This window comes from Allobosea sp., assembly GCF_035999205.1.
Lineage (GTDB): Bacteria > Pseudomonadota > Alphaproteobacteria > Rhizobiales > Beijerinckiaceae > Allobosea.
In genome coordinates, this window is record NZ_DASYHA010000024.1 from 246,704 (window position 1) to 269,524 (window position 22,821).

At 66.9% G+C, this 22,821-nt stretch carries 24 protein-coding genes; 10 read left to right on the top strand and 14 right to left on the bottom strand.

All coding sequences use genetic code 11. From position 1 onward, the window contains the following. Positions 1-5 precede the first annotated feature (5 nt). The 6 genes from VGN82_RS13745 to fabD form a co-directional block, all read right to left on the bottom strand. Positions 6-887 carry a YicC/YloC family endoribonuclease gene (locus VGN82_RS13745; RefSeq protein ID WP_327527582.1) on the bottom strand — a complete coding sequence of 294 codons (882 nt, stop codon included), beginning with the start codon at positions 885-887 and terminating at the stop codon, positions 6-8. 112 nt (positions 888-999) lie between these two features. Beyond that, positions 1,000-2,376: an endolytic transglycosylase MltG gene (gene mltG / locus VGN82_RS13750; protein ID WP_327527583.1), complete on the bottom strand. Its 1,377-nt coding sequence runs from the start codon at positions 2,374-2,376 to the stop codon at positions 1,000-1,002. A 198-nt stretch (positions 2,377-2,574) separates the two neighbouring features. Then, positions 2,575-3,846: a beta-ketoacyl-ACP synthase II gene (gene fabF, locus VGN82_RS13755; RefSeq protein ID WP_327527915.1), complete on the bottom strand. Its 1,272-nt coding sequence runs from the start codon at positions 3,844-3,846 to the stop codon at positions 2,575-2,577. A 54-nt stretch (positions 3,847-3,900) separates the two neighbouring features. Further along, positions 3,901-4,134, bottom strand: coding sequence for an acyl carrier protein (locus VGN82_RS13760; protein ID WP_054141335.1), 234 nt, complete (start codon positions 4,132-4,134; stop codon positions 3,901-3,903). A gap of 256 nt (positions 4,135-4,390) precedes the next feature. Next, a complete protein-coding gene (fabG, locus tag VGN82_RS13765) occupies positions 4,391-5,128 on the bottom strand; it encodes a 3-oxoacyl-[acyl-carrier-protein] reductase (protein WP_327527584.1) in 738 nt (245 codons plus the stop codon). A gap of 86 nt (positions 5,129-5,214) precedes the next feature. Further along, complete coding sequence (gene fabD, locus VGN82_RS13770) at positions 5,215-6,150, bottom strand: ACP S-malonyltransferase (protein ID WP_327527585.1); 936 nt, start codon at positions 6,148-6,150, stop codon at positions 5,215-5,217. Positions 6,151-6,493: 343 nt separating this feature from the next. Here fabD and rpsF point away from each other — a divergent pair, with 343 nt between their 5' ends. The 10 genes from rpsF (at position 6,494) to VGN82_RS13820 (ending at position 16,299) form a co-directional block, all read left to right on the top strand. Next, positions 6,494-6,949 carry a 30S ribosomal protein S6 gene (rpsF, locus tag VGN82_RS13775; protein ID WP_327527586.1) on the top strand — a complete coding sequence of 152 codons (456 nt, stop codon included), beginning with the start codon at positions 6,494-6,496 and terminating at the stop codon, positions 6,947-6,949. Positions 6,950-6,952: 3 nt separating this feature from the next. After that, positions 6,953-7,198, top strand: coding sequence for a 30S ribosomal protein S18 (rpsR, locus tag VGN82_RS13780; protein ID WP_038367644.1), 246 nt, complete (start codon positions 6,953-6,955; stop codon positions 7,196-7,198). Between the two features lie 219 nt (positions 7,199-7,417). Continuing rightward, positions 7,418-8,377, top strand: a complete 960-nt coding sequence (locus tag VGN82_RS13785; protein WP_327527587.1) for a DUF2232 domain-containing protein — start codon at positions 7,418-7,420, stop codon at positions 8,375-8,377. A gap of 48 nt (positions 8,378-8,425) precedes the next feature. After that, on the top strand, positions 8,426-8,989 hold the full coding sequence (gene rplI, locus VGN82_RS13790) for a 50S ribosomal protein L9 (RefSeq protein WP_327527588.1): 564 nt from the start codon (positions 8,426-8,428) through the stop codon (positions 8,987-8,989). Positions 8,990-9,207: 218 nt separating this feature from the next. Continuing rightward, on the top strand, positions 9,208-10,695 hold the full coding sequence (locus VGN82_RS13795; protein ID WP_327527589.1) for a replicative DNA helicase: 1,488 nt from the start codon (positions 9,208-9,210) through the stop codon (positions 10,693-10,695). Further along, positions 10,692-11,822 carry an alanine racemase gene (gene alr, locus VGN82_RS13800; protein ID WP_327527590.1) on the top strand — a complete coding sequence of 377 codons (1,131 nt, stop codon included), beginning with the start codon at positions 10,692-10,694 and terminating at the stop codon, positions 11,820-11,822. The genes VGN82_RS13795 and alr overlap by 4 nt, the downstream gene beginning before the upstream one ends. Positions 11,823-11,828: 6 nt before the next feature. Next, a complete protein-coding gene (gene radA, locus VGN82_RS13805) occupies positions 11,829-13,223 on the top strand; it encodes a DNA repair protein RadA (RefSeq protein ID WP_327527591.1) in 1,395 nt (464 codons plus the stop codon). Positions 13,224-13,329: 106 nt separating this feature from the next. Next, positions 13,330-14,013: a CvpA family protein gene (locus tag VGN82_RS13810; RefSeq protein ID WP_327527592.1), complete on the top strand. Its 684-nt coding sequence runs from the start codon at positions 13,330-13,332 to the stop codon at positions 14,011-14,013. Positions 14,014-14,056: 43 nt separating this feature from the next. Continuing rightward, positions 14,057-15,544: an amidophosphoribosyltransferase gene (purF, locus tag VGN82_RS13815; protein WP_327527593.1), complete on the top strand. Its 1,488-nt coding sequence runs from the start codon at positions 14,057-14,059 to the stop codon at positions 15,542-15,544. 14 nt (positions 15,545-15,558) lie between these two features. Next, positions 15,559-16,299: an SDR family NAD(P)-dependent oxidoreductase gene (locus VGN82_RS13820; protein WP_327527594.1), complete on the top strand. Its 741-nt coding sequence runs from the start codon at positions 15,559-15,561 to the stop codon at positions 16,297-16,299. Positions 16,300-16,455: 156 nt separating this feature from the next. On the opposite strand, the gene der is transcribed toward VGN82_RS13820, so the two are convergent. The 8 genes from der to VGN82_RS13860 form a co-directional block, all read right to left on the bottom strand. Then, positions 16,456-17,874: a ribosome biogenesis GTPase Der gene (gene der, locus VGN82_RS13825; RefSeq protein ID WP_327527595.1), complete on the bottom strand. Its 1,419-nt coding sequence runs from the start codon at positions 17,872-17,874 to the stop codon at positions 16,456-16,458. A 165-nt stretch (positions 17,875-18,039) separates the two neighbouring features. Next, complete coding sequence (locus VGN82_RS13830) at positions 18,040-18,702, bottom strand: tetratricopeptide repeat protein (RefSeq protein WP_327527596.1); 663 nt, start codon at positions 18,700-18,702, stop codon at positions 18,040-18,042. Between the two features lie 108 nt (positions 18,703-18,810). Further along, complete coding sequence (gene queA / locus VGN82_RS13835) at positions 18,811-19,914, bottom strand: tRNA preQ1(34) S-adenosylmethionine ribosyltransferase-isomerase QueA (RefSeq protein ID WP_327527597.1); 1,104 nt, start codon at positions 19,912-19,914, stop codon at positions 18,811-18,813. Positions 19,915-19,922: 8 nt separating this feature from the next. Then, complete coding sequence (locus tag VGN82_RS13840) at positions 19,923-20,393, bottom strand: peptidylprolyl isomerase (RefSeq protein WP_327527598.1); 471 nt, start codon at positions 20,391-20,393, stop codon at positions 19,923-19,925. Continuing rightward, positions 20,393-21,043, bottom strand: a complete 651-nt coding sequence (locus VGN82_RS13845) for a hypothetical protein (RefSeq protein WP_327527599.1) — start codon at positions 21,041-21,043, stop codon at positions 20,393-20,395. The genes VGN82_RS13840 and VGN82_RS13845 overlap by 1 nt, the downstream gene beginning before the upstream one ends. Before the next feature lie 29 nt (positions 21,044-21,072). Next, positions 21,073-21,627: a peptidylprolyl isomerase gene (locus VGN82_RS13850; RefSeq protein WP_327527600.1), complete on the bottom strand. Its 555-nt coding sequence runs from the start codon at positions 21,625-21,627 to the stop codon at positions 21,073-21,075. A gap of 552 nt (positions 21,628-22,179) precedes the next feature. Continuing rightward, the gene (locus tag VGN82_RS13855; protein WP_327527601.1) at positions 22,180-22,410 is read right to left on the bottom strand and encodes a DUF1467 family protein; all 231 of its coding nucleotides are present in this window, start codon (positions 22,408-22,410) and stop codon (positions 22,180-22,182) included. Continuing rightward, positions 22,407-22,820 carry a RidA family protein gene (locus VGN82_RS13860; protein ID WP_327527602.1) on the bottom strand — a complete coding sequence of 138 codons (414 nt, stop codon included), beginning with the start codon at positions 22,818-22,820 and terminating at the stop codon, positions 22,407-22,409. The genes VGN82_RS13855 and VGN82_RS13860 overlap by 4 nt, the downstream gene beginning before the upstream one ends. Between the last annotated feature and the right edge of the window lies 1 nt (position 22,821).

Genomic DNA, 22,821 nt, shown 5'->3' on the forward strand with positions numbered 1-22,821 from the left:
AACACTCACTCCACATTCTGAACCTGCTCGCGCATCTGGTCGACCACGGTGCGCAGCTCGAGACCGATGCGCGACAGGCCGGCATCGCCGGCCTTGGCGCAGAGCGTCGAAGCCTCGCGGCCGAACTCCTGCGACAGGAAATCGAGCTTGCGGCCGATCGGCCCGCCCTGCTCCAGCAGCAGCCGCAGCGCCGCGACATGGGCATGCAGCCTGTCGATCTCCTCGCGGATATCGGCCTTGACCGCGAGCAGCGCCGCCTCCTGGTGCAGGCGCTGCGGATCAAGCGCCTGGCTCGCCTCGAGCAGCGCAGCAACCTGAGCGGCGATACGCTCGCGGATCGCGTCGACACCGCGAGCCGGGTGCTGCTCGGCCTGCGTCGTCAGCCGGGCGATGGTATCGAGATGACCGGAGAGGACGGCCTCGAGCGCCCGGCCCTCGCCGGCGCGCGCCTCCTTCAGGCCGAGCACAACCGATTCCAGCCCGGCCAGAACGGGTGCCTCGATGACGGTCAGGGTATCCTCGCTCTCCTCCGCGAGTTCGACCACGCCGCGAATGCCGAGCAGCCCGTCATAGGAAGGCGGGCGAACCGCATCGCTGGCCGGGAGGCGCGCGATCGCCTGCAGCAGGCCGGCGAGCGCCGCCTCGTTGATGCGGGGGCGCGGCGGGCCGGCGTCGCTGGTGATCTGGAGATTGACGTGGAGCGTGCCGCGCGCAAACGCGCCGGTCAGGCGCTTGCGCGCCGCTTCGGCCAGAACCTCGAAACCGGGTGGGACGCGCACCCGGATGTCGAGGCCGCGACCATTGACGCTGCGGATCTCCCAGGCCCAGGCATGGATGCCTACCGTGCCTGCGGCGCGGGCAAAGCCCGTCATGCTCTCGATGGCCATGATCCCTCGTCTCCGCCGCTTCAACGCGGCGGGACCGTAGTGGCGGGGGCATCACGGAGCAAGCGCAGGGCGGAGCGCCGGCGCAGGAAAATGGGGACGGCTTGGCCGTGGCTCAGGGCCGCAGCGCCGGAACCTGCTTCGGCGAGTTGAGGTCGAAGGTCTTGTTGCGCAACGGATCGCGATCCGTGCCCTCCGACGCATCGAAGGCGCGGGCACGGGTCCCGCCGGCGAGAGCCGCCCCCTGCTGCGTGGCCGACGCACCGGCGCGACGGTTGCCCGGAGCCGGCCAGGTTTCGATGGCCTCGGCCTCGGCAGGCTGCTGGCCCGGCGCTTCCGAGCGCGTATCGGGCGCCGGCGGCGGCTCGACCTTGTCGACGGAGGTCTCTGTCGGCGGCTTTCCGGGCTCGCGCCTGACGGCTTCGATCTGGCGCCAGCGCGCGACATTCCGATTGTGCTGGTCGAGCGTCTCGCCGAAGGCGTGGCCGCCGCTGCCATCGGCGACGAAATAGAGATCCTTGGTGCGCGAGTGGTTCACCACCGCCTCCATGGCGGCGCGACCGGGATTGGCGATCGGGCCCGGCGGCAACCCGTCGATGACATAGGTGTTGTAAGGCGTGGCCTGCGTGATCTCGTTGCGCTGGATCGCGCGGCCGAGCGTGCCCTTGCCGCCGACGATGCCGTAGACGATCGTCGGGTCGGATTGCAGCTTCATCTTGCGGTTCAAACGGTTGATGAAGACGCCGGCGACGCGCGGACGCTCGTCGGCCCGGCCGGTCTCCTTCTCGACAATCGAGGCCAGCACGACCAGTTCCTGCGGCGTCTTGATCGGCAGGTCTGCAGGCCTGCGCTCCCAGATCCGGGCGAGCACGGCGCGCTGATCGCGCGACATCCGGTCGATGATCGCCTGCCGGCTGAAGCCGCGCGGGATCCGGTAGGTGTCCGGCAGGATCGAGCCCTCGCGCGGAACCTGGATGATGTCGCCGGTCAGCAGGTCGTTCTCGCGCAAACGCGCCACGATCTGCTCGCTGGTCAGACCTTCCGGCACGGTGATCGAATGCTCGACGACCTTGCCCTCGGCGATGATGTCGAGAATGTCGGCCTGGCTGGCGCGCGCCTTGAACAGGTATTCGCCGGCCTTGAGCTTGGTCCAATTGCCGCTCACCAAAGCGGAGATTCGGAAGGCCCAGGGGTGGTCGATCATGCCCTCGCGCTGGAGCAGATCGGCAATCTCGGTCAGGCCGCTGTCCTTGGGAATGATCAGAACGCGATCGCTGGCGAACGGGCCAGGCGCGCGGCTCTGGCTGCCGACCATGGCGATGCCGGCCCCGACAAGACCCGCGATCACCAGCACCGCGGTGAACAGCCCGCTCATCATCGCGATGAAGGGGCTGCGGCGACGGCGGCGTGTCTTCGGCGGAGGCGCGGGCGGCGCGACCGGCTTCAGTGCCTCGCTGGGGCTCTTGGGGGCGACGCGGGGCGAATGGTTCACGGCTGTAGCGCTCGCACTTTCGACTTCATCACGGCTCGCAAACTGGCCAGACGGAACGACTCACGATCCGGAAGCGCTCAGCAGGTTGCCGACGCATTAGAACCGGAGTCGCGAGCCCTGCGAAAGCAAATTCGTGCTTCCGCAGGCGTTGTGCACTGTACTGAACATTATGGCGAAAGCGCGCTGCCGGGCGGCTGCTCACGCGCCCTCGGTGAAACGCCGCATCACAAGCGAGGCGTTCGTTCCGCCAAAGCCGAAGGAGTTCGACAGAACCACGTCGATCTTCCGCTTGCGCGCGACATGCGGCACGAGATCGAGATCGGTCTCGACGGAGGGATTGTCGAGATTGATCGTCGGCGGCGCGACCTGGTCGCGAATCGCCAGGATCGCAAAGATCGCCTCGATCGCCCCGGCCGCTCCGAGCAGATGGCCCGTCGCCGACTTGGTCGACGACATCGCAGGCTTCGTCGCGGCATCGGCAAGCAGGCGCTCTGCCGCGCGCAGCTCGATCTCGTCGCCAAGCTGCGTCGAGGTGCCATGCGCGTTGATGTAGTCGAGCTCGGATGCGGCGATGCCGGCCCGCTTCAGCGCCATCGACATGCAGCGATAGGCCCCGTCGCCATCCTCGGCCGGCGAGGTGATGTGATAGGCGTCCCCCGACATGCCGTAGCCGACGACCTCGGCATAGATGCGCGCGCCGCGCGCCAGGGCATGCTCGAGTTCCTCGAGCACCACGATTCCGGCGCCCTCGCCCATGACGAAACCATCGCGGTCCTTGTCATAGGGACGCGAGGCCTTTTCGGGCGTATCGTTAAAGTTCGTGGAAAGGGCGCGGCAGGCACAGAAGCCTGCGATGCCGATACGGTTGATCGCCGATTCGGTACCGCCCGCGACCATCACGTCGGCATCGCCGAGCGCGATCATTCGCGACGCATCGCCGATTGCATGCGCACCCGTCGAGCAGGCCGTCACGACGGCATGATTCGGGCCCTTCAGCCCATGCTCGATCGAGACATAGCCAGCGGCCAGATTGCTGAGCCTGCCTGGAATGAAGAAGGGGGACAGTCGACGCGGGCCGCGCTCCTTCAGCAGGATCGAGGCTTCATAGATGCCGCCGAGGCCACCGATGCCGGAGCCGATCGCAACGCCGGTGGCGATCTGGTCCTCGTAGCTCTCGGGCTTCCAGTTCGCATCCATCAGCGCCTGCTTGGCCGCAGCCATGGCGTAGACGATGAAATCATCGACCTTGCGCTGCTCCTTGGGCTCCATCCAATCGTCAGGATTGAAGGTGCCATCGGAGCCGTCGCCGCGCGGGATGCTGCAGGCGATACGCGCCGGCAGGTCGCTGCAGTCGAAGCTGGTGATGGGGCCGGCGCCACTGGCGCCGGCGAGAAGACGAGACCAGGTCGGTTCGACGCCGCAGGCAAGCGGGGTCACCATGCCCAAACCGGTCACGACGACGCGTCGCATCGGGAGACTACGTGAAACCATGGTGCTTTCTGCGGCGACCGACCCGAAGGCTGATCAGGCCGCCTTCGACAGGAACTTGACGGCGTCGCCAACGGTGACGATCGTCTCGGCCGCGTCGTCGGGGATCTCGACGCCGAACTCTTCCTCGAACGCCATCACGAGCTCGACCGTATCGAGGCTGTCCGCCCCGAGATCCTCGATGAAATTGGCGCCGTCCACGACCTTCTCAGGCTCGACGCCGAGATGCTCGACCACGATCTTCTTCACGCGCTCGGCGACATCGCTCATGGGTCTCTTCCTTAACGATTGAAACACGCAGCGCTGGATCGCGCCGCATATAGGGACGGTCACTCCTGAATCCCACCTCACCGAAACGGTGTCGACGGGCCGGAACTCGAAGCCTGCACAAACGCAACAACCGGGTTCCCGTCAAGTCCCCCGCCCCCTGCATCGCAGTCCGACGGCGCTAGTTAACACACCGAATGATGGCTGGCGAGAGCGCCAACGCTAGTGTGGAACTTGTTTGGAAACAGTCAGAAATACTTCAAATCATTGCCATTCCGCCGTTGACGTGAATGGTCTGCCCAGTCACGTAGCCGGCTTCCGTGCTGGCGAGAAAGGCGACTGCAGCCGCGACGTCTTCACCGGAACCAAGCCGGCCCATCGGCACGTCTGACAGAATGCCTTCACGCTGCTTTTCGTTCAGCGCCTGAGTCATCGGTGACTCGATGAAGCCCGGAGCGACGACGTTGACGGTGATGTTGCGACTCGCCACCTCGGCGGCCAGCGCCTTCGACATGCCGATCAACCCGGCCTTCGAGGCCGCATAATTGCCCTGCCCGGGATTGCCGGTCACGCCAACCACCGAGCCGATCGAGATGATGCGGCCATAGCGCCGGCGCATCATCGACTTCACCGCGGCACGCGAAAGCCGGAACGCCGCCGTCAGGTTGATCGCGATGACGCTGTCCCAGTCCTCGTCCTTCAGGCGCAGGAAGAGGTTATCCTTCGTCACGCCGGCATTGTTCACGAGGATGTCGAGCCCGCCGAGCTTCTCCTCCGCGGCCGGCACCAGCGCCTCGACCGAATCCTTGTCGGCGAGGTTGCAGGGCGCAATTTCGACGCGCTCGCCGAGTTCAGCCGCCAGCGCCTCCAGCGCCGCCGCACGCGTACCGGAAAGCGCGACCGTAGCTCCCTGCGCATGGAGCGCGCGCGCGATCGCACCGCCGAGGCCGCCGGTCGCGCCGGTGACCAGGGCCTTCTTGCCCGTCAGATCAAGCATCGTCTCTCCCTTTCGGCGTTCTGCCGTCTCGTCCCTTGCAGGCATTTGCCTTTGACGGCTCCTGCCCTGAGGACCTTTGCGCCCGTTCAGGCCTTGTAACCTGCGATGTCTTCTGCCGTTCCGACCGAGAGCGGCGTTGCCCCGGCGGCGATCCGCTTGACCAGCCCAGCCAGGACCTTGCCGCTGCCGACTTCGACGAAACGCGTCACGCCGGCAGCCGTCATGGCCTCGACGCATTCGCGCCAGCGCACCGTGCCGGTGACCTGCGCCACCAGCGAGGCGCGGATGGCATCGGGATCGGTCAGCGGGGCCGCGCCGACATTGGCCATGACCGGGACGATCGGCGCGTGCATCGCGACCTGCGCCAGCGCGGCCTGCATGGCCTCGGCAGCCGGCTGCATCAGCGAGCAATGAAACGGGGCGGAGACGGGCAGCAGCATGGCACGCCTGACGCCGCGCTCGCTGGCCAGCGCGATGGCGCGCTCAACCGCAGCCTTCGCTCCCGACAGCACGACCTGCCCGCCACCATTGTCATTAGCGACTTCGCAGACCTGGCCCTGGGCCGAATCGGCGGCGATGGCGCGCGCCAGATCGAGTTCCGCGCCGAGAAGCGCCGCCATGGCGCCCTCGCCCGGCGGCACCGCCTTCTGCATGGCATCGCCGCGAATGCGCAGCAGGCGCGCCGCATCGGCGACGCTGAAAGTGCCGGCCGCGGCGAGAGCGGAGTACTCGCCCAGCGAATGACCGGCGACGAAGGCCGCGTCACGCTTCAGGTCGAGCCCGGCCTCGGCCTCGAGCACGCGGATCACGGCCAGGCTGACCGCCATCAGGGCGGGCTGGGCGTTGGCGGTGAGGGTCAGTTCGTCGAGGGGGCCATCCCACATCACCGCGGAGAGCTTCTGCGACAGCGCCGCATCGACCTCGTCGAAGACGGCCCTGGCGACCGGGAAGGCTTCGGCCAGGGACTTGCCCATGCCGACGGCCTGGGAGCCTTGACCGGGGAAGAGGAAAGCGGTCGTCATGCGGCAACCTCGAATTCAAACGTTTTGGGCGGATTCACGGCGCTGTCACACTGCCTTGGACGCCAAGTCAAGCGCGAGCCGAGAATATTTGCCCTCCCGGCCGGGCGAATGCACTGATTTTGGTTGCATCACGAGGATCAAGGCTGTAACGACCGCCTCCTGTTTGTTCGGCCGGAGGCTGAACGGATGGCGCTGCGCCCTCACTCTCAACGAGATCGCTTCGCAGGTTCCTGATGGAGCCGTCATCCCGTGTCTCCGCCTTCGATGAAATCCTGTCGGGCCTTATCCAGGGCTCGAAGGGCTCCGCGCCGAATGGAACAGGGTGAAACAAGGAAGGCCAACCATGGCATTGTACGAGCATGTTCTGCTCGCGCGACAAGACGTCAGCGCGCAGCAGGTCGAGACCCTTGTCGAGACGTTCAAGGGCATCATCGAAGCGAATGGCGGCTCGGTCCCCAAGGTCGAGTACTGGGGCGTGAAGTCGCTGGGCTATCGCATCAAGAAGAACCGCAAGGCGCATTACTCGCTGCTGAACATCGACGCCCCGTCGGCCGCCGTGGCCGAGATGGAGCGCCAGATGCGCATCAACGAAGACGTGCTGCGCTTCCTGACCATCCGCGTCGAAGAGCTCGAGGAAGGCCAGTCGGCCATGCTCCAGAAGCGCGACCGCGATGACCGCGGCGAGCGCGGCGACCGCTTCGACCGTCCCGGCGGCGGTGACCGTTTCGATCGCGGCCCGCGTCGCGACCGTCCGCGTCGTGACGACGAAGCCAACGAATCCCCCGTCGCGGAGGCCTGATTCATGTCGACTGCATCCGCTGGCGCCCGTCGCCCCTTCTTCCGCCGCCGCAAGTCCTGCCCCTTCTCGGGCGAGGGCGCTCCGAAGATCGACTACAAGGATGTGCGCCTGCTCTCGCGCTACATCTCCGAGCGCGGCAAGATCGTGCCGTCGCGCATCACGGCGGTCTCCGCCAAGAAGCAGCGCGAGCTCGCCCAGGCGATCAAGCGCGCCCGCTTCCTCGGCCTGCTGCCCTACGTCATCCGCTGAGCGGATTCGTAATCGAGACCTTCCGGCGGCGAGTGATCGCCGCCGGTTCCAGCCTAGTTTGACGCATTTTCTTCACGCGAACCGGTATCCACTTCGCTTGAAGGTGCTCTGACCAAACCAGTCGCCCCGTGGTGAAAACCCACTGGGTTCGTTGAGGCAAAAGCCTCTCACCCTGCCCGGCCGCTGAGGCCCGGGAGCAGCGGGACAGCAGGACGAAGAATGATTCCGGTCGTCGGCATCGGCGCGGGCCTCGTAGCGGCCCTGCTCTTCTCAGTGGTGATCACCGGATCGCCGCTGGCCGTGCTGCTGTATTCGGCCGCCCCCCTCCCCATCCTGATCGCAGCCCTGGGCTGGAACCATCGCGCCGGGCTCTATGCCGCCGGTGCCGGTGCGATCGCCGTCGCCGTTGCGCTCAGCGTGCCCGCAGGCATCGCCTTCGCCCTGATCATCGCCCTGCCGGCCTGGTGGATCGCCTATCTCGCCTTGCTGGCACGGACGGACGAGACCAGCGCCACCGAATGGTATCCGCTCGGCAACCTGATGGTCTGGATCGCCGCGACCGCGACGATGGCGACCGTCGCCAGCGCGCTGGTGATGACGACGGATTACGAGGCCTATCGCACGGTGATCGCGCGGATCGTCGAGAACCTGCTGGGCGAGATGGTCCGCAGCAAGATGCTGACCCTGCCGGCCGGAACCACCCAAGCGGAACTCGCGGCGAGTCTCACTCCATTGCTGGTCCGCGCCGTGCCGCTCGGCATCGGCGCCTCGGTCGTCACCACGATCACCGCCAATCTCTGGCTCGCGGCGAAGGCCGTGCAGCTGTCGGGCCGCCTGCCGCGCCCCTGGCCTTTCATTCCTTCGGCGACGCTGCCGCGTCAGGCGCTCATGCTGCTGGCGGCCGGCGCCATCACGGCGACGCTCGATGGCTTCATCGGCCTGGCCGGCGTCGCCCTGGTCGGCTCGCTCGCCGCCGCCTTCATGTTCACCGGGCTCGCCATGCTGCACGACCTCTCGCGCGGACAGGCCTGGCGCACCCCGATGCTGATCAGCGTCTATGTGGCGCTGATCGTGATGCAGGCCGTGCTGACGCCGCTGCTGGCGCTGGCCGGCGTGATCGACACCCTTCTCGGCCTGCGCAAGCGGGCCGCGCTGCCTCCACCGCCTTCCAAGCCTTGACTGCCAAGACCTGAACACACCAACCGATCTCAAAAAAGGAAGAAGACCATGGAAGTGATCCTCCTCGAGCGCGTCGCCAAGCTCGGCCAGATGGGCGATGTCGTCCGCGTCCGCGACGGCTTCGGCCGCAATTTCCTCCTCGCCCGCGGCAAGGCGCTGCGCGCCACCGAGGAAAACAAGAAGCGCTTCGAGAGCCAGAAGATCGAGCTCGAGACTCGCAATCTCGAACTGAAGTCGGAAGCCGAGTCGGTCGCCGAGACGCTCGACGGCCTGAGCGTCGTGATGCTGCGCCAGTCGGGCGAGTCCGGCGTGCTCTACGGCTCGGTCTCGACCCGCGACATCGCCGAGGCTCTGACCGCCGAGGGCTTCCACGTCGCCCGCAGCCAGGTGACCCTGAACGCCCCGATCAAGACGCTCGGCCTGCACACTGTCCCGGTCGTGCTGCATCCGGAAGTCTCTGTGACCGTCACCGTCAACATCGCCCGTTCGGCCGAGGAAGCCGAGCGCCAGGTGCGTGGCGAGAACGTCACGGCCCGCGAGGAGTTCGACCTAGACGATCTCGGCCTCGAGGTCGGCGCGGCGCTGGCGGAAGCCGGCGAGGACGATCGCTGAGCCGATCCGCTCCCGCAGCGAGTCAAGGGCGCCGTGGCAACACGGCGCCCTTTTCGATTCGGGCCTCTGGACAACGGGGGTAAGCGTAATCGGATGCTGGCACGGGCTGACAAAGTGCTAAGCTCTACTCCTCCTGACAGAGTCGCTCCTGTGGTCCAGCCGCCAGCGACCGAATGTCGGCTTGCAGTATCCATCACCATCGATTTATCGGGACGGCCATGGCCACCGCTACCGCCCTCGTCGCCCGCCTCGAAACACGCGAGGCCGAATACCGCGTCCAGCCTCACAACATCGAGGCGGAGCAGGCGCTGCTGGGCGCCATGCTGGTCAACAACGACGCCTTCTATCGCGTCTCGGACTTCCTGCTTCCGGACCACTTCTTCGAGCCGATCCACCAGCGCGTCTTCGAGTTGGCATCGAGCCTGATCCGGGCCGGCAAGATCGCGACGCCGATCACGCTGAAGACCTTCGTCGGCGAGATGGACCTCGGCGGCATTACCGCCTCGCAGTATCTCGCCCGCCTCGCCGCGGAAGCGACGACCGTCATCAATGCCGGCGACTATGGCCGCACGATCTATGACCTGGCGGTACGCCGGCTGCTGATCAATGTCGGCGAGGATCTGGTCAATGTCGCCTATGACGCGCCGGTCGATATGGCGCCGCGCGACCAGATCGAGGAAGCCGAGCGCAAGCTCTACGAACTGGCGGAAAAAGGCCGCACCGAAGGCGGCTTCCACAAGTTCGACGGAGCGCTGCGGCTCGCCATCGACATGGCCGCCAGCGCCTATCAGCGCGCCGGCGGCCTCTCGGGCATTTCGTCCGGCCTGCGCGACCTCGACCAGCGCATGGGCGGCCTGCAGCCCTCCGACCTGATCGTGCTCGCCGGCCGCCCGGCCATGGGCAAGACGTCGCTCGCCACCAACATCGCCTTCAACATCGCCAAGAACTGGCGTGGCGAACGCCAGGCCGATGGAACGATCAAGACGGTCGATGGCGGCATCGTCGCCTTCTTCTCGCTCGAAATGTCGGCCGACCAGCTCGCGACGCGTATCGTCGCCGAACAATCCGGCATCTCCTCCTACAAGATCAGGCAGGGCCGCATCACAGAGGGCGACTTCGCTCGGCTGACAGATGTCGCGACCCAGATCGAGAAGCTGCCGCTCTACATCGACCAAACGGGCGGCATTTCGATCGCGCAGCTCGTTGCCCGTGCCCGCCGCCTGAAACGCCAGAAGGGCCTCGACGTCCTGTTCATCGACTATCTGCAGCTGCTGTCGGGCTCGTCCAAGAACAGCCAGAACCGTGTGCAGGAGCTGACCGAGATCACCACCAGCCTGAAGGCCTTGGCGAAGGAGCTCTCGGTCCCGGTCATCGCGCTGTCCCAGCTCTCGCGTCAGGTCGAAAGCCGCGACGACAAGCGCCCCCAGCTCTCGGACCTTCGCGAATCGGGCTCGATCGAGCAGGACGCCGACGTGGTCATGTTCGTCTATCGCGACGAGTACTACCTGAAGGGCAAGGAGCCGCGCCCCGGCACCGAAGAACACAACAAGTGGCAGATCGAGATGGAAGCCGCGCATGGCGTCGCCGAGCTCATCATCGGCAAGCAGCGCCACGGCCCCACCGGCACCATCGCCCTGCAGTTCGATGCGGATGTGACCCGATTCTCCGACCGTGCCGACGACCTGCGAATCCCGGACCGCGAATGAGCTCCTTCGACACTCCCTCCACCGAGGCGCATGGCGCCATTCTGACCATCGATCTCGCGGCGCTGGTCTCGAACTGGCGTGCACTCGGCGAGCGCGCCGGCACAGAGGCCGGAGCCGTGGTCAAGGCGGACGCCTATGGCATCGGGATCGAGCCCGCCGTCACGGCGCTCTCCCGGGCCGGTTGCAAGAGCTTCTTCGTCGCGCATGTCTCCGAGGGCATCCGCGCCCGAGCCGTCGCTCCGGATGCAACGATCTACGTTCTCAACGGGCTGCTGCCCGGAAGCTGCGACGTCTTTGCCCGACATGAGCTTTCGCCGGTGTTGGGCTCGCATGAGGAACTGCTCGAATGGGCGGCGTTCCGGCAGACCGGAGCCAATGCCCGGCCCGCCGCGCTGCATGTCGACACCGCGATGAACCGGCTCGGCTTGTGGTGCGGCGAGGGGCTGAACCTGGCCCGCGAGAAGGCCGGCGCCATCACGGCCGCCGGAATCGGGCTGGTCATGAGCCATTTCGCCTCGTCGGAGGATGAAGCCGATCCCGCCAATGCCCGCCAGATCGCGGCATTCGCGGAGATCGCGGCGGCGTTTCCGGGGTTGCCGGCATCACTCAAGAACTCCTCCGGACACTTCCTCCGGAACTGCCCCTCCTACGAGCTGACCCGACCGGGCTACGCGCTCTATGGCGGCAATCCCACGCCCGGAAAGGCGAACCCGATGCGTCCCGTCGTCGGGCTCGAGTCGCGGATCATCCAGATCCGCGAGGTCGAGGCGGGCGCGCAGGTCGGCTACAACGGCCGCTGGACCGCCAAGCGCAGGAGCCGGCTCGCCACGATCTGCCTCGGCTACGCCGACGGCTATCCGCGCAATGCGAGCTGGACCGACGCCAGCACCGGCGGCTCGGCGATCGTCGGCGGCGTCACCTGCCCCTTTGCGGGCTCGGTCTCGATGGACCTGATCATCGTCGACGTGACGGACGCGCCCGCCGGGTCCGCCAAGCGGGGGGAGCCGGTCGCGCTGATCGGCGGCCCACTCGACCTGGAGGCCGTCGGCGCCGGTGCCAAGACGCTCGGCTACGAGATCCTGACCAGCCTCGGCCGGCGCTATGCGCGCCGCTATGTCGGGCTCTAGCAGCGCGTGGCGAAGCGCGGCCCGACCTATACCTGCCAGAACTGCGGCGCGGTCTATCACCGCTGGCAGGGCAAATGCGACGCCTGCGGCACCTGGTCCTCGCTGTCCGAGGAGGCGCAGGCCGCGCCCGTGCCGGGAGCGCGCGGCTCCTCGGGCAAGGCACGCGGGCGCGTCTTCGCGCTGGAGAGCCTGAAGGGCGACACCCAGGATGCGCCACGCATCGTTTCCGGCATCGGCGAACTGGACCGCGTCACCGGCGGCGGTTTCGTGCCCGGCTCCGTGCTGCTGATCGGCGGTGATCCCGGCATCGGCAAGTCCACCCTGCTGATGCAGGCCTGCGCGGCGCTCGCCCTATCGGGGCGGCGTGTCGTCTACGTCTCGGGAGAGGAATCGACCGGGCAGGTGCGGCTGCGGGCCGAGCGCATGGGGCTGGCCGACGCGCCGGTCGATCTCGCCTCCGAGACCAATGTCGAGGACATCATCGCGACGCTTGGCCAGGGCAACCGCCCTGCCCTGGTGGTGATCGATTCGATCCAGACGATGTGGTCGGGCGAGGTGGAGAGCGCACCCGGCACCGTTACGCAGGTCCGCGGCTCGGCCCAGGCGCTGATCCGCTATGCCAAGACCAGTGGCGCCTGCATGATCCTGGTCGGCCATGTCACCAAGGACGGTCAGATCGCCGGGCCACGCGTGGTCGAGCACATGGTCGATGCCGTGCTGTCCTTCGAGGGCGAAGGTGCGCATTCCTTCCGCATCCTGCGCGGGCAAAAGAATCGCTTCGGCGCGACCGACGAGATCGGCGTCTTCGAGATGACCGGGAAGGGCCTCTCCGAAGTCGGCAACCCCTCGGCCCTCTTCCTCGCCGGCCGCGACCAGCCGGCGCCCGGCGCCGCCGTCTTCGCCGGCGTGGAGGGCACGCGCCCCGTTCTGGTCGAGATCCAGGCGCTGGTCTCGGCCACCTCGCTCGGCACGCCGCGCCGCGCCGTCGTCGGCTGGGAGAACAGCCGCCTCGCCATGGTCCTAGCCGTGCTCGAAACGCATGGCGGGCTGCGGCTCGGGCAACACGACGTCTATCTCAACGTCGCCGGGGGGTTGCGGGTGAACGAGCCTGCGGCCGACCTTGCGGTCGCAGCCGCGCTGGTTTCCTCGCTGACCGGTGCGATCCTGCCGCCCGAATCCGTCTATTTCGGCGAGATCGCGCTTTCGGGCGCGATCCGCCCGGTCTCGGTCGCGGCGGCGCGGCTGCGCGAGGCGTCCAAGCTCGGATTCGAGGCGGCGCTGATGCCGTCGGGCGGCGCCGATGCCGGCAATGGCGACGGCCTCAACCTGAGGCGTTTCGGCCATGTCACGGAACTCGTTGCCGATATCGCTGCGCGCGCTCCTCGCAGAGATGTGAAATGACTGCGCCGCAATAGTGACGCAGAGGGCCTGAGCGCGTATAGCAAAACCGATGCGGCCAGCCCATTTGATGCAGGCCATTCCGGGACCATAACGAAGCGGCTCATCCATGCCTGTGACCATCCTCGATCTCGTCGTCATCGGCGTGGTTCTGATCTCGGCACTGTTGGCCGCCGTGCGTGGGCTGACGCGCGAGGTGCTGGCCATCGCCTCATGGGCGGCTGCGGCGGCGGTCGCATGGATCTTCCACCCGCAGATGCTGCCGATCCTGAAGCAGTACATCCCCAACGACACGATCGCGCTGATCGCCTCGATCGCTTCGCTGTTCCTGGTGACGCTGATCGTCGTCTCGCTGGTGACGGCGCGGATTTCGGACTTCGTGCTGGATTCGCGCATCGGCGCGCTCGATCGCACGCTCGGATTCGTGTTCGGCGCCGGGCGCGGTGTTCTGCTCGCCGTGATCGGCTATCTCTTCTTCGCCGCGCTGATGGGCGACAAGAACATGCCGGCCTGGGCCAAGGACGCCAAGGCCAAGCCGATGCTCGAGGAAACCGGACGCTCGCTGCTGGCCATGCTGCCGCAGGACGTCAATGCCGATTTCGTCAAGAATCTGCTGAAGCCGAAGACGGGTTCCGAGCCGACCGATGCGCCGGCCGAGGAGCCACGCCAGCCCGCCGCCCCGGGCACCGACCCACAACGCCGCACCGAAGCGCCTAACGCCACCGACCGGCAGGCGCTGCAGCGTGCCATCGACGCCACCCGCCCGACCACGCCTGCCCCAACACGTCCCTAATTCGCGCGTAAAGACATCCTGTCCCAGCGCATGGAGCCTTGAGATGATCTCGCAATCCGAGACCAGGACCGCCGAGACTGAGGCCGCTTTCGACCCCAATGCCGACCGCCTGCGGGAAGAATGCGGCGTGTTCGGCATCTTCGGCCATACCGACGCCGCCGCGCTGACCGCACTCGGTCTGCACGCGCTCCAGCATCGCGGCCAGGAGGCGGCGGGCATCGTTTCCTTCGACGGATCGCGCTTCCAGTCCGAACGGCGCCTCGGCCTCGTCGGCGACGCCTTCTCGGAAGCCTCGGTCATCGACAAGCTCAAGGGCACGCAGGCGATCGGCCATGTGCGCTATTCGACGACCGGAGAAACCATCCTGCGCAACGTCCAGCCGCTCTTCGCCGAGCTGCATGGCGGCGGCTTCGCGGTGGCGCATAACGGCAACCTGACCAACGGGCTGACGCTGCGGCGCAACCTCGTACGCGACGGCGCGATCTATCAGTCGACCTCCGACACCGAGGTGCTGCTGCATCTCGTCGCCCGCAGCCGCAAGCCGCGCTTCATCGACCGCTTCGTCGAGGCGATCCGCCAAATCGAGGGGGCCTATGCCTTCGTCGGCATCACCAACAAGAAGCTGATCGGCGCGCGCGATCCGCTCGGCATCCGCCCGCTCGTGCTGGGCGAGCTCGACGGCGCGCCGATCCTGACGTCGGAAACCTGTGCGCTCGACATCATCGGCGCCAAGTTCGTTCGCGAGATCGAGAATGGCGAAGTCGTGGTGATCTCCGAAGAGGGCATCGAGAGCCACAAGCCCTTCCCGGCGATGCCGGAGCGGCCCTGCATCTTCGAGTACATCTATTTCGCCCGGCCGGATTCGATCGTGAAGGGCCGCAGCATCTATGAGCGCCGCAAGGCCATGGGTGCGCAGCTCGCGCTCGAGGCGCCGGCCAATGCCGACGTGATCGTGCCCGTGCCGGATTCCGGCGTGCCGGCCGCGCTCGGCTTTGCCCAGGCGAGCGGCATACCCTTCGAGCTCGGCATCATCCGCAACCACTATGTCGGCCGCACCTTCATCGAGCCGACGCAGAAGGTCCGCGAACTCGGCGTGAAGCTGAAGCACTCGGCCAATCGCTCGGTGGTCGAAGGCAAGAGCATTGTGCTGGTCGACGATTCGATCGTGCGCGGCACGACCTCGTTCAAGATCGTCAAGATGATGCGCGAGGCCGGCGCCAAGGAGGTGCATTTCCGCATCTCCTCGCCGCCGATCACCCATCCCGACTATTACGGCATCGACACGCCCGACCGCGAAAAGCTGCTTGCCGCGACGCACTCCCTTGAGGAGATGCGCCAGTTCGTCGGGGCGGATTCGCTCGCCTTCATCTCGGTCGACGGGCTCTACCGGGCGATGGGCCACGAACGGCGCGACCCGGCCCGGCCGCAGTTCACCGACCATTGCTTCACCGGCGACTACCCGACCTCGCTGACCGACGTGATCGGCGAGAGCGCGAAGCAGCAGATCTCGCTGCTGGCCGAGGCCGGCTGAACGCAAGGATACCCATGACCAAACCTCTCGAAGGGCGCGTCGCGCTCGTCACCGGCGCCTCGCGCGGCATCGGGCGCGCCGCTGCGCTCGCCTTTGCCGAAGCTGGCGCCCATGTCGTCGCGCTCGCCCGAACCAGTGGCGCGCTCGAGGAACTGGACGACGAGATTCGCGCGATCGGAGGCACGGCGACGCTGGTGCCGCTCGATCTTGGTGACACCGCCGCCATCGAGAAGCTGGGTCCTGCCCTGCTGCAGCGCTGGGGCAAGCTCGACATCCTGCTGGCCAATGCCGGGATCCTCGGGCCTCTCTCACCGCTGACCCACGCCTCGCCGAAGGAGTGGGCGAAGGTGTTCGACACCAATGTCACGGCCAATTGGCGTCTGCTGAAATCGGTCGAGCCGGCGCTGCAGGCATCCGACGCCGGCCGCGTGATCCTGATGTCCTCGGGCGCGGCGCATAAGTGCATGGCCTATTGGGGGCCGTACTCGATCTCCAAAGCAGCGGTCGAGGCGATGGGGCGCACCTATGCCGCCGAGACCGCGACGACGCCGCTGAAGGTGATGATGGTCAATCCCGGGCCGTTGCGCACGCGCATGCGGGCCGAGGCGATGCCCGGCGAGGATCCGCTGACCCTGAGGACGCCCGAAGATCTGGCACCGCACCTCGTCGCAATTGCCGCGCCGGCCTGGGCCGAGAGCGGCAAGATCTTCGATTTCCCGCAGGGCAAGGTGCTTAGCCCGCAGATGCCGGCCTGAGCGTCCTTCTCCCCTTGGGGGAGAAGCTTTCTGCGTAGCAGACGGATGACGACAGGGTCGCGCGAGCGGCCCTTTCCTGTTCCGGAGGGGCTTTCCCCTCATCCTTCAGCGCTTTGCGCCGCCGCCTTTCCTTCCCGATGGGAGCAAAAGGCCGATCTACTTCTTCCCCTTGTCGTAGGGGTTGTCGCCACCACGCGTGTGCAGGCGGATCGGTGTGCCCGGCAGATCGAAGGCCTCGCGCAGGTTGTTGACCAGGTAGCGCGTGTAGGACACCGGCAGGTGGTCGAGCTGGTTTCCGAACAGCGCGAAGGTCGGCGGGCGAGCCTTGGCCTGCGTCATGTAGCGGATCTTGATGCGCCGACCAGCCACCGCCGGCGGCGGATGGGCCGAGAGCACACCTTCGAGCCAGCGGTTGATCCGGGCCGTCGAGATGCGCCGGTTCCAGACGTCATAGGCCGAGAACACCGCCTGCATCAGCCGATCGATGCCCTCGCCGGCGAGGCCCGACAGCGGCACGATCGGCACGCCGCGCACCTGCGCCAGCAGGTAGCCCGCCTTCTCCTTCAGCTCGGCCAGCAGGCCCTGCTTGTCGGCGACGAGATCCCACTTGTTCAGGCCGATGACGACGCAGCGGCCCTCGCGCTCGATCAGATCGACCAGTGTCAGGTCCTGCTTCTCGAATGGGATGGTCGAATCCAGCAGAACGACGACGACCTCGGCGAAGCGGATCGCGCGCAGCGAATCCTGCACCGACATCTTCTCGAGCTTCTCCTCGATGCGGGCGCGTTTGCGCATGCCGGCGGTGTCGAAGAGCTTCACCGGCCGCCCGCGCCACTCATAATCGACCGAGATGGTGTCGCGCGTGATGCCGGCCTCAGGGCCGGTCAACAGGCGCTCCTCGCCAATCATGCGGTTGACCAGCGTCGACTTGCCGGCATTCGGTCGGCCGATGATAGTGACGCGCAGCGGCTTGCTCGGGTCGCTATACGCCCCGTCTTCCTCGGCCTCGTCGGCGGCCGGCGCATCGACCCATCTCTTGTCGCCGTAGCTCTCGTCGAACTCTTCCTCCTCCTCGGGCTCGACGTCGACGAACGGGGCGAGCGCCTCCAGAAGGTCTGCGGTGCCTTCGCCATGCTCGGCTGAAAACGGCACGGGATCACCCAGACCCAGCGCATACGCCTCGAAGATGCCGTCGAGCCCCTTCTTGCCCTCGGCCTTGTTGGCGAGCAGGATGACCGGCTTGCCGGATTTCCGCACGAGGTCGGCGAAGGGCTGGTCCATCGGCGTCAGGCCGAGCCTGGCGTCGATCATGAACAGGATGACGTCGGCCTGGGCGATGGCCATCTCGGTCTGCGCCCGCATGCGGCCGGCGAGCGAGGTCGGGTCGGCCTCCTCGAGGCCGGCGGTGTCGATGATGCTGAAGCGCAGATGGCCGAGCGTGGCATCGCCCTCGCGCCGATCGCGCGTCACGCCCGGCCGATCGTCGACGAGCGCGAGCTTCTTGCCGACGAGGCGGTTGAACAGCGTCGACTTGCCGACATTAGGCCGGCCGATGATGGCGACGGTGGCGGTCATGGTGTGTTGTCCAGTCTCAACAGCGTCGCTCCGGGCTACGGGCCGTTCCGGAAGTCCATCAATACAGGTCGACGCAAAAAGGAAAGGCCGATCGCCGCTCGACGCGGCTTCGGCCCCTGTTCGCAGGCTGAGGGCTCGACCATTTGTCGAACCCAGGGATTGTCCCTAGTTCCTGGTCTGGACCGGGCCGCCGCGCACCAAGGCGAGGTAGAGCTCGGTGCGCTGGCGCAGCACGCCTGGCGCCTGGGGATCGGTGACGATCGCGTCGAACCAGCGGCCGGCATCGTCAAACAGATTGGCCTTGAGCGCGGCGATGCCGAGGAACTCACGGGCCGAGTGGCGCCATGCCCCCTGCGGCGTGGCCAGCGGCTCCAGCGCCGTCCGGAGCTCGGCATAAGGCACGAGGTCAACGCGCAGCATGCCAGCACGCAGGCGCGCAAGGTCGCGGTAGACCTGCGCCAGCGAGCCGTCATTGGCGAGCGCGTCGAACGCCGTCGCTCCGGCGGCGGCATCGCGCTTGGCGGTCTCGGCCGCGAGACGGAAGCGGGCAATCTGGCGATAACCTGCCGGCGCGCTGGCCGCGAGCTCGCCGAGGATCGTCTCCGCCTCCGTGCCATTGTTGTCGCGCGAGGCCTTCAGCGCCGCTTCGAGCCTTGCGCCGACGACCTGCGAGGCCTGCTGCTCGCGATGGAGCCAGAACTGCCAGCCGGCGACCGCGAGAACGGCCAGGATGGCAAGGCCGGTGACGACCCAGCCATATTTCTTCCAGAGCTCAGCCGCCTTGTCGCGGCGGACTTCCTCATCGATCTCGCGAAAAATATCGGCCATGGTCCGTCAGAATTCCCGTGTGGTGGTGCCGGGTAGCATTTTCGCCGGGCAATGGCGAGCCGGAACACGATCTTTCCCGGCGAGGCCATCGGTTCCCGCCGTTCGCGGTCAACGCGCCATCGGGCCTGCGGCTGCACGGTGCAGCAGGCTGCCGTCGCCGTAGGAGTAGAAGCGGTAGCCGCCGGCGATCGCATGCGCGTAGGCGCGCTTCATCACATCCAGGCCGCAGAAGGCCGAGACCAGCATGAAGAGCGTCGAGCGCGGCAGGTGGAAATTCGTCAGCAGCAGATCCACCGCCCGGAAGCGATAACCCGGCGTGATGAAGATCGCCGTATCTCCGGAGAAAGGCGCAATCACGCCATCCTCGCGCGCTGCGCTCTCGAGCAGCCGCAGCGACGTCGTGCCGGCTGCGACAATGCGCCCGCCCCGCGCCCGCACGGCATTGAGAGCGCTCGCAGTCTCGGGCGAGACGCTGCCCCATTCGGCATGCATGCGATGCTCGTCGGTGTCCTGCGCCTTCACGGGCAGGAAGGTGCCGGCGCCCACATGCAGCGTCACGAAATGGCGGGAGACGCCGCGGGCCTCCAGCGCCGCGAACAGCTCCGGCGTGAAGTGCAGCCCAGCCGTGGGCGCCGCGACGGCGCCCTCATGACGGGCGTAGCTCGTCTGGTAGTCGCTCGCATCAGCCTGATCGGTCGGGCGCTTGCCCGCGATGTAGGGGGGCAGCGGCAATTCGCCGAAGCGCGCGATGGCCGCGTCGAGGTAAGCGCCCGACAGGGCGAAGCGAAGCTCGACCTCGCCGCCTTCACTCTTGCTGACAACTTCTGCCTGCAGGCGGCCGAGCTCACAGGCAATTCCTTCGGAATCGTCGCCGAAGGTGATGGTCTCGCCAATCGCAATCTTTTTGGCGGGCCGTGCGAAGGCGCGCCAGCGATCCTCGCCCTCGCGCTTGTGCAGCATGATCTCGATCCGGGCTGACGCCTCGCCGCGATAGCGGCGGCCGTACAACCGCGAGGGGATCACACGCGTGTCGTTGAGAACGAGCGCGTCGCCGGGCTCCAGCAACGAGACGAGGTCGCGGATGCCGCGATCCTCGAAAGGCTCGCGCGCATCCGGCCTGACGACGAGCAAACGCGCCGCATCGCGCGGGCTGGCTGGCCTCAGCGCAATGCGGTCTTCCGGGAGGTCGAAATCAAAGAGCCCGACATCCACGATCGAGATCAGGCCGCGTCGGCCATGACCTTCATCGAGACGATGGAGTCGGGATCGCGCACGGGCTCGCCGCGCTTGATCTTGTCGACATTCTCCATGCCTTCAACGACCTCGCCCCAGACGGTGTACTGCTTGTCGAGGAAGCGGGCGTCGTCGAAGACGATGAAGAACTGGCTGTTGGCCGAGTTCGGGTTCTGGGCGCGGGCCATCGAGCAGATGCCGCGGACATGCGGCTCGGCGTTGAACTCCTGCTTCAGGTCCGGATAGTCCGAGCCGCCGGTGCCGGTGCCATGCGGGCAGCCGACCTGGGCCATGAAGCCATCGATGACACGATGGAAGACGATGCCGTCATAGAAGCCTTCGCGAGCGAGCAGCTTGATGCGCTCGACATGGCCAGGAGCGAGATCGGGGCGCAGCTTGATCACCACCTTGCCCTTGGTGGTTTCCATGACGATGGTGTTCTCGGGATCGAGTGACATCAGATCGGCCTTTCGTTAGACGGCGCTCGGCCGTGGAAGCGGATGGACAAAGGTCGTCCCGCGATAGCCGCTCCCAGCGGCGGCGACAACCTCATTGGTGTGCAGGCACGAACAGCAGCGACGACGGATTCGGTGAAGCGCCGGCGCAGATCGGGGTCCGTCTTGCTGGTTTCCCACATCACGCGCGGCTGGCCGAAGAGCGAGCCGTCGCGCCGCAGGCTGAACCGCACCGTCGCCATCACGCCCGTATCGGGGCCGTCGAGCGGCGGCGGCGTCCAGCAGCGGCGCAGGGCCGGCGCGATATCGGTCAGGCGATCCAACGTCTCGCCTTCGAAAGGCTGCGTCGCGGGCGCGAGCCCGCCGACGACTCCGATCTCGCCGCTGCCGTTGCGCGGTTGCGGCGGCAGGACCGGGCGCTGGTTCATGCCCGGAATGTCGGCATTCCCGCCAAAGCGCCCGCCGATTCCGGGCAGATAGCGCTGCCCGGATTGAGGCGGCAGCACCGGATTCTGCGAGCCGGAGGGCGGAGGCAGGACGGGGTTCTGCGAGCCCGAAGGCGGCGGCAGGCCGAGGTCCGTCGTGTCCTGTGCGCTGGCGCCCGTCACAGCCGCCAGCGTGATCAGAATAACGGCAAGGGAGCCATGGCGCATCGCCCTGCCCTCCACCACCCGAAGGTGACTTACTTCGCGTCGGCCTGCAGGCGCATCCGGACGATCTTGTCGGGACCGGAGACCTGGCCGCTGCCGGGCGCGCCCTTCTTGATCTTGCGGACGGCGTCCATGCCCGAGACGACCTCGCCGAACAGCGTGTACTGGCCGGTCAGCGAAGCGCAGCCCTCATAGCAGATGAAGAACTGCGAATTGGCCGAATCGGGCGACTGGGAGCGGGCCATGCCGACCGAACCGACCTTGTAGGGGGTCGGCGTGAACTCTGCCTTGATATTGGGCAGATCCGAACCGCCGGTGCCGGTGCCGGTCGGATCGCCGGTCTGGGCCATGAAGCCGTCGATGACGCGGTGGAAGACGATTCCGTTGTAGAAGCCGCGCTTGGTCAGCGCCTTGATCTGCTCGACGTGCTTGGGCGCGAGATCCGGCCGCAGCCGGATCGTCACCGGGCCATCCTTGGTCTCGAGGATCAGCGTGTTGTTCGGGTCGGGCGCCTGCGCCTGGGCCGGCATCTGGGCGAAGCCGAACGACGCCAGGACGGCGAGGGTAGCGAGCGAGCTGCGCAGCATTGTCATCTCCATGGCCGCCGACGATCCGGCGGGAATCCGTGTCCCAGCGCGTCGTAGCGGCATCCTTTGGCCGGAACAAGGCGCCGAAGGGCCGCGAATCGAAGGATGCTGCACTGCACAAGTCGAGCGGAGAATAAATTTGCAAAAAGATCAGGCTACACGTGCCCAAAGTGATGACAGGACTGTCGCAATCGGTTATCAAATTCCCGCTGGACACGCTTTGCTGGACAAAGCGCCGCGGACCAGGTCTCGGGAGGACAAACGCCCGCCTAGTATACGAGTCGCACGCAAACAGACGCGCGCCGATACTGCGGTAAAAACAGACTAAAGAAGGCAAGGCATCGGCCTTGCCTTTTTCTTTGCCTGTTGTCCGGTGACTGGACGCTGACTATCCCCGACTTGGCGGCTAGGCGCATGTCGCCACACTGCCGCAAAGTCACCTGCCCCGCAGCTTCGCCGATTTCGTACGAGAACCCACCGTCATCCCCGACGAGCGGCGCAGTCGCACAGATCCGGGTTTCCTCGTAGAGCCCCGGAAGTCATCAGCCGGGCCTAAAGGTCGAACGTCGCCCAGACATACCAGACGATCGAGAAGACCACCGCGGCGATGACGGTGGTGATCATCGCCTTGCGCGCCAGACCCGGCAGGACAGGCGCTCCGGGCTCGGTGCCTTGCGTGATCTCGCCCGTTTCCGCCTGGCTGCGGACGCCGAATGGCAGCACCACGAAGAGCACCGTCCACCAGATGACGAAGTACACCGCGAGCGCACTGGCGAGGGTCATGGCTGCTGGCTCCCCGCGACGTCACCGGCCAGGGCGATGCATGAGAATGCCACCCTCGCCGGCGTCGGCACGCCGAAACGGGCGGTATGGCGCGCAGGCAATCCGCCTGGGAAGTGCTTCACATATTCGGCGTTGCAGGCGGCATAGTCGGCGGGGTCCGTGATCAGCATCGTCATCTGCACGACGCGATCGAGCGCGCTGCCGGCCTCGGCCAGAATCTCCGAGATCCTGCCCAGCGCGTTGCGGACCTCGTCGGCCGGCGTTTCGCCCCGATGGACACCCCGCTCCGGATCATGCGGCGCCGAATGGCCCGAGACGAAGATCAGCCCGCCAGCACGCGTCGCGGCACTGAACGGGCGGACCGAGCCCGGCTCGGGCTCGCCAAGGAATGTGATCGGTGACTGGTCCATC

What these genes read in the sequence shown, in the direction of transcription:
- VGN82_RS13745 (WP_327527582.1), bottom strand. Translation starts at nt 887, where the DNA reads ATGGCCATCGAGAGCATGACGGGCTTTGCCCGCGCCGCAGGCACGGTA.
- fabF (WP_327527915.1), bottom strand. Translation starts at nt 3,846, where the DNA reads ATGCGACGCGTCGTCGTGACCGGTTTGGGCATGGTGACCCCGCTTGCC.
- VGN82_RS13760 (WP_054141335.1), bottom strand. Translation starts at nt 4,134, where the DNA reads ATGAGCGATGTCGCCGAGCGCGTGAAGAAGATCGTGGTCGAGCATCTC.
- fabG (WP_327527584.1), bottom strand. Translation starts at nt 5,128, where the DNA reads ATGCTTGATCTGACGGGCAAGAAGGCCCTGGTCACCGGCGCGACCGGC.
- fabD (WP_327527585.1), bottom strand. Translation starts at nt 6,150, where the DNA reads ATGACGACCGCTTTCCTCTTCCCCGGTCAAGGCTCCCAGGCCGTCGGC.
- rpsF (WP_327527586.1), top strand. Translation starts at nt 6,494, where the DNA reads ATGGCATTGTACGAGCATGTTCTGCTCGCGCGACAAGACGTCAGCGCG.
- rpsR (WP_038367644.1), top strand. Translation starts at nt 6,953, where the DNA reads ATGTCGACTGCATCCGCTGGCGCCCGTCGCCCCTTCTTCCGCCGCCGC.
- VGN82_RS13785 (WP_327527587.1), top strand. Translation starts at nt 7,418, where the DNA reads ATGATTCCGGTCGTCGGCATCGGCGCGGGCCTCGTAGCGGCCCTGCTC.
- rplI (WP_327527588.1), top strand. Translation starts at nt 8,426, where the DNA reads ATGGAAGTGATCCTCCTCGAGCGCGTCGCCAAGCTCGGCCAGATGGGC.
- VGN82_RS13795 (WP_327527589.1), top strand. Translation starts at nt 9,208, where the DNA reads ATGGCCACCGCTACCGCCCTCGTCGCCCGCCTCGAAACACGCGAGGCC.
- alr (WP_327527590.1), top strand. Translation starts at nt 10,692, where the DNA reads ATGAGCTCCTTCGACACTCCCTCCACCGAGGCGCATGGCGCCATTCTG.
- VGN82_RS13810 (WP_327527592.1), top strand. Translation starts at nt 13,330, where the DNA reads ATGCCTGTGACCATCCTCGATCTCGTCGTCATCGGCGTGGTTCTGATC.
- purF (WP_327527593.1), top strand. Translation starts at nt 14,057, where the DNA reads ATGATCTCGCAATCCGAGACCAGGACCGCCGAGACTGAGGCCGCTTTC.
- VGN82_RS13820 (WP_327527594.1), top strand. Translation starts at nt 15,559, where the DNA reads ATGACCAAACCTCTCGAAGGGCGCGTCGCGCTCGTCACCGGCGCCTCG.
- der (WP_327527595.1), bottom strand. Translation starts at nt 17,874, where the DNA reads ATGACCGCCACCGTCGCCATCATCGGCCGGCCTAATGTCGGCAAGTCG.
- VGN82_RS13830 (WP_327527596.1), bottom strand. Translation starts at nt 18,702, where the DNA reads ATGGCCGATATTTTTCGCGAGATCGATGAGGAAGTCCGCCGCGACAAG.
- VGN82_RS13840 (WP_327527598.1), bottom strand. Translation starts at nt 20,393, where the DNA reads ATGTCACTCGATCCCGAGAACACCATCGTCATGGAAACCACCAAGGGC.
- VGN82_RS13845 (WP_327527599.1), bottom strand. Translation starts at nt 21,043, where the DNA reads ATGCGCCATGGCTCCCTTGCCGTTATTCTGATCACGCTGGCGGCTGTG.
- VGN82_RS13850 (WP_327527600.1), bottom strand. Translation starts at nt 21,627, where the DNA reads ATGCTGCGCAGCTCGCTCGCTACCCTCGCCGTCCTGGCGTCGTTCGGC.
- VGN82_RS13855 (WP_327527601.1), bottom strand. Translation starts at nt 22,410, where the DNA reads ATGACCCTCGCCAGTGCGCTCGCGGTGTACTTCGTCATCTGGTGGACG.
- VGN82_RS13860 (WP_327527602.1), bottom strand. Translation starts at nt 22,820, where the DNA reads ATGGACCAGTCACCGATCACATTCCTTGGCGAGCCCGAGCCGGGCTCG.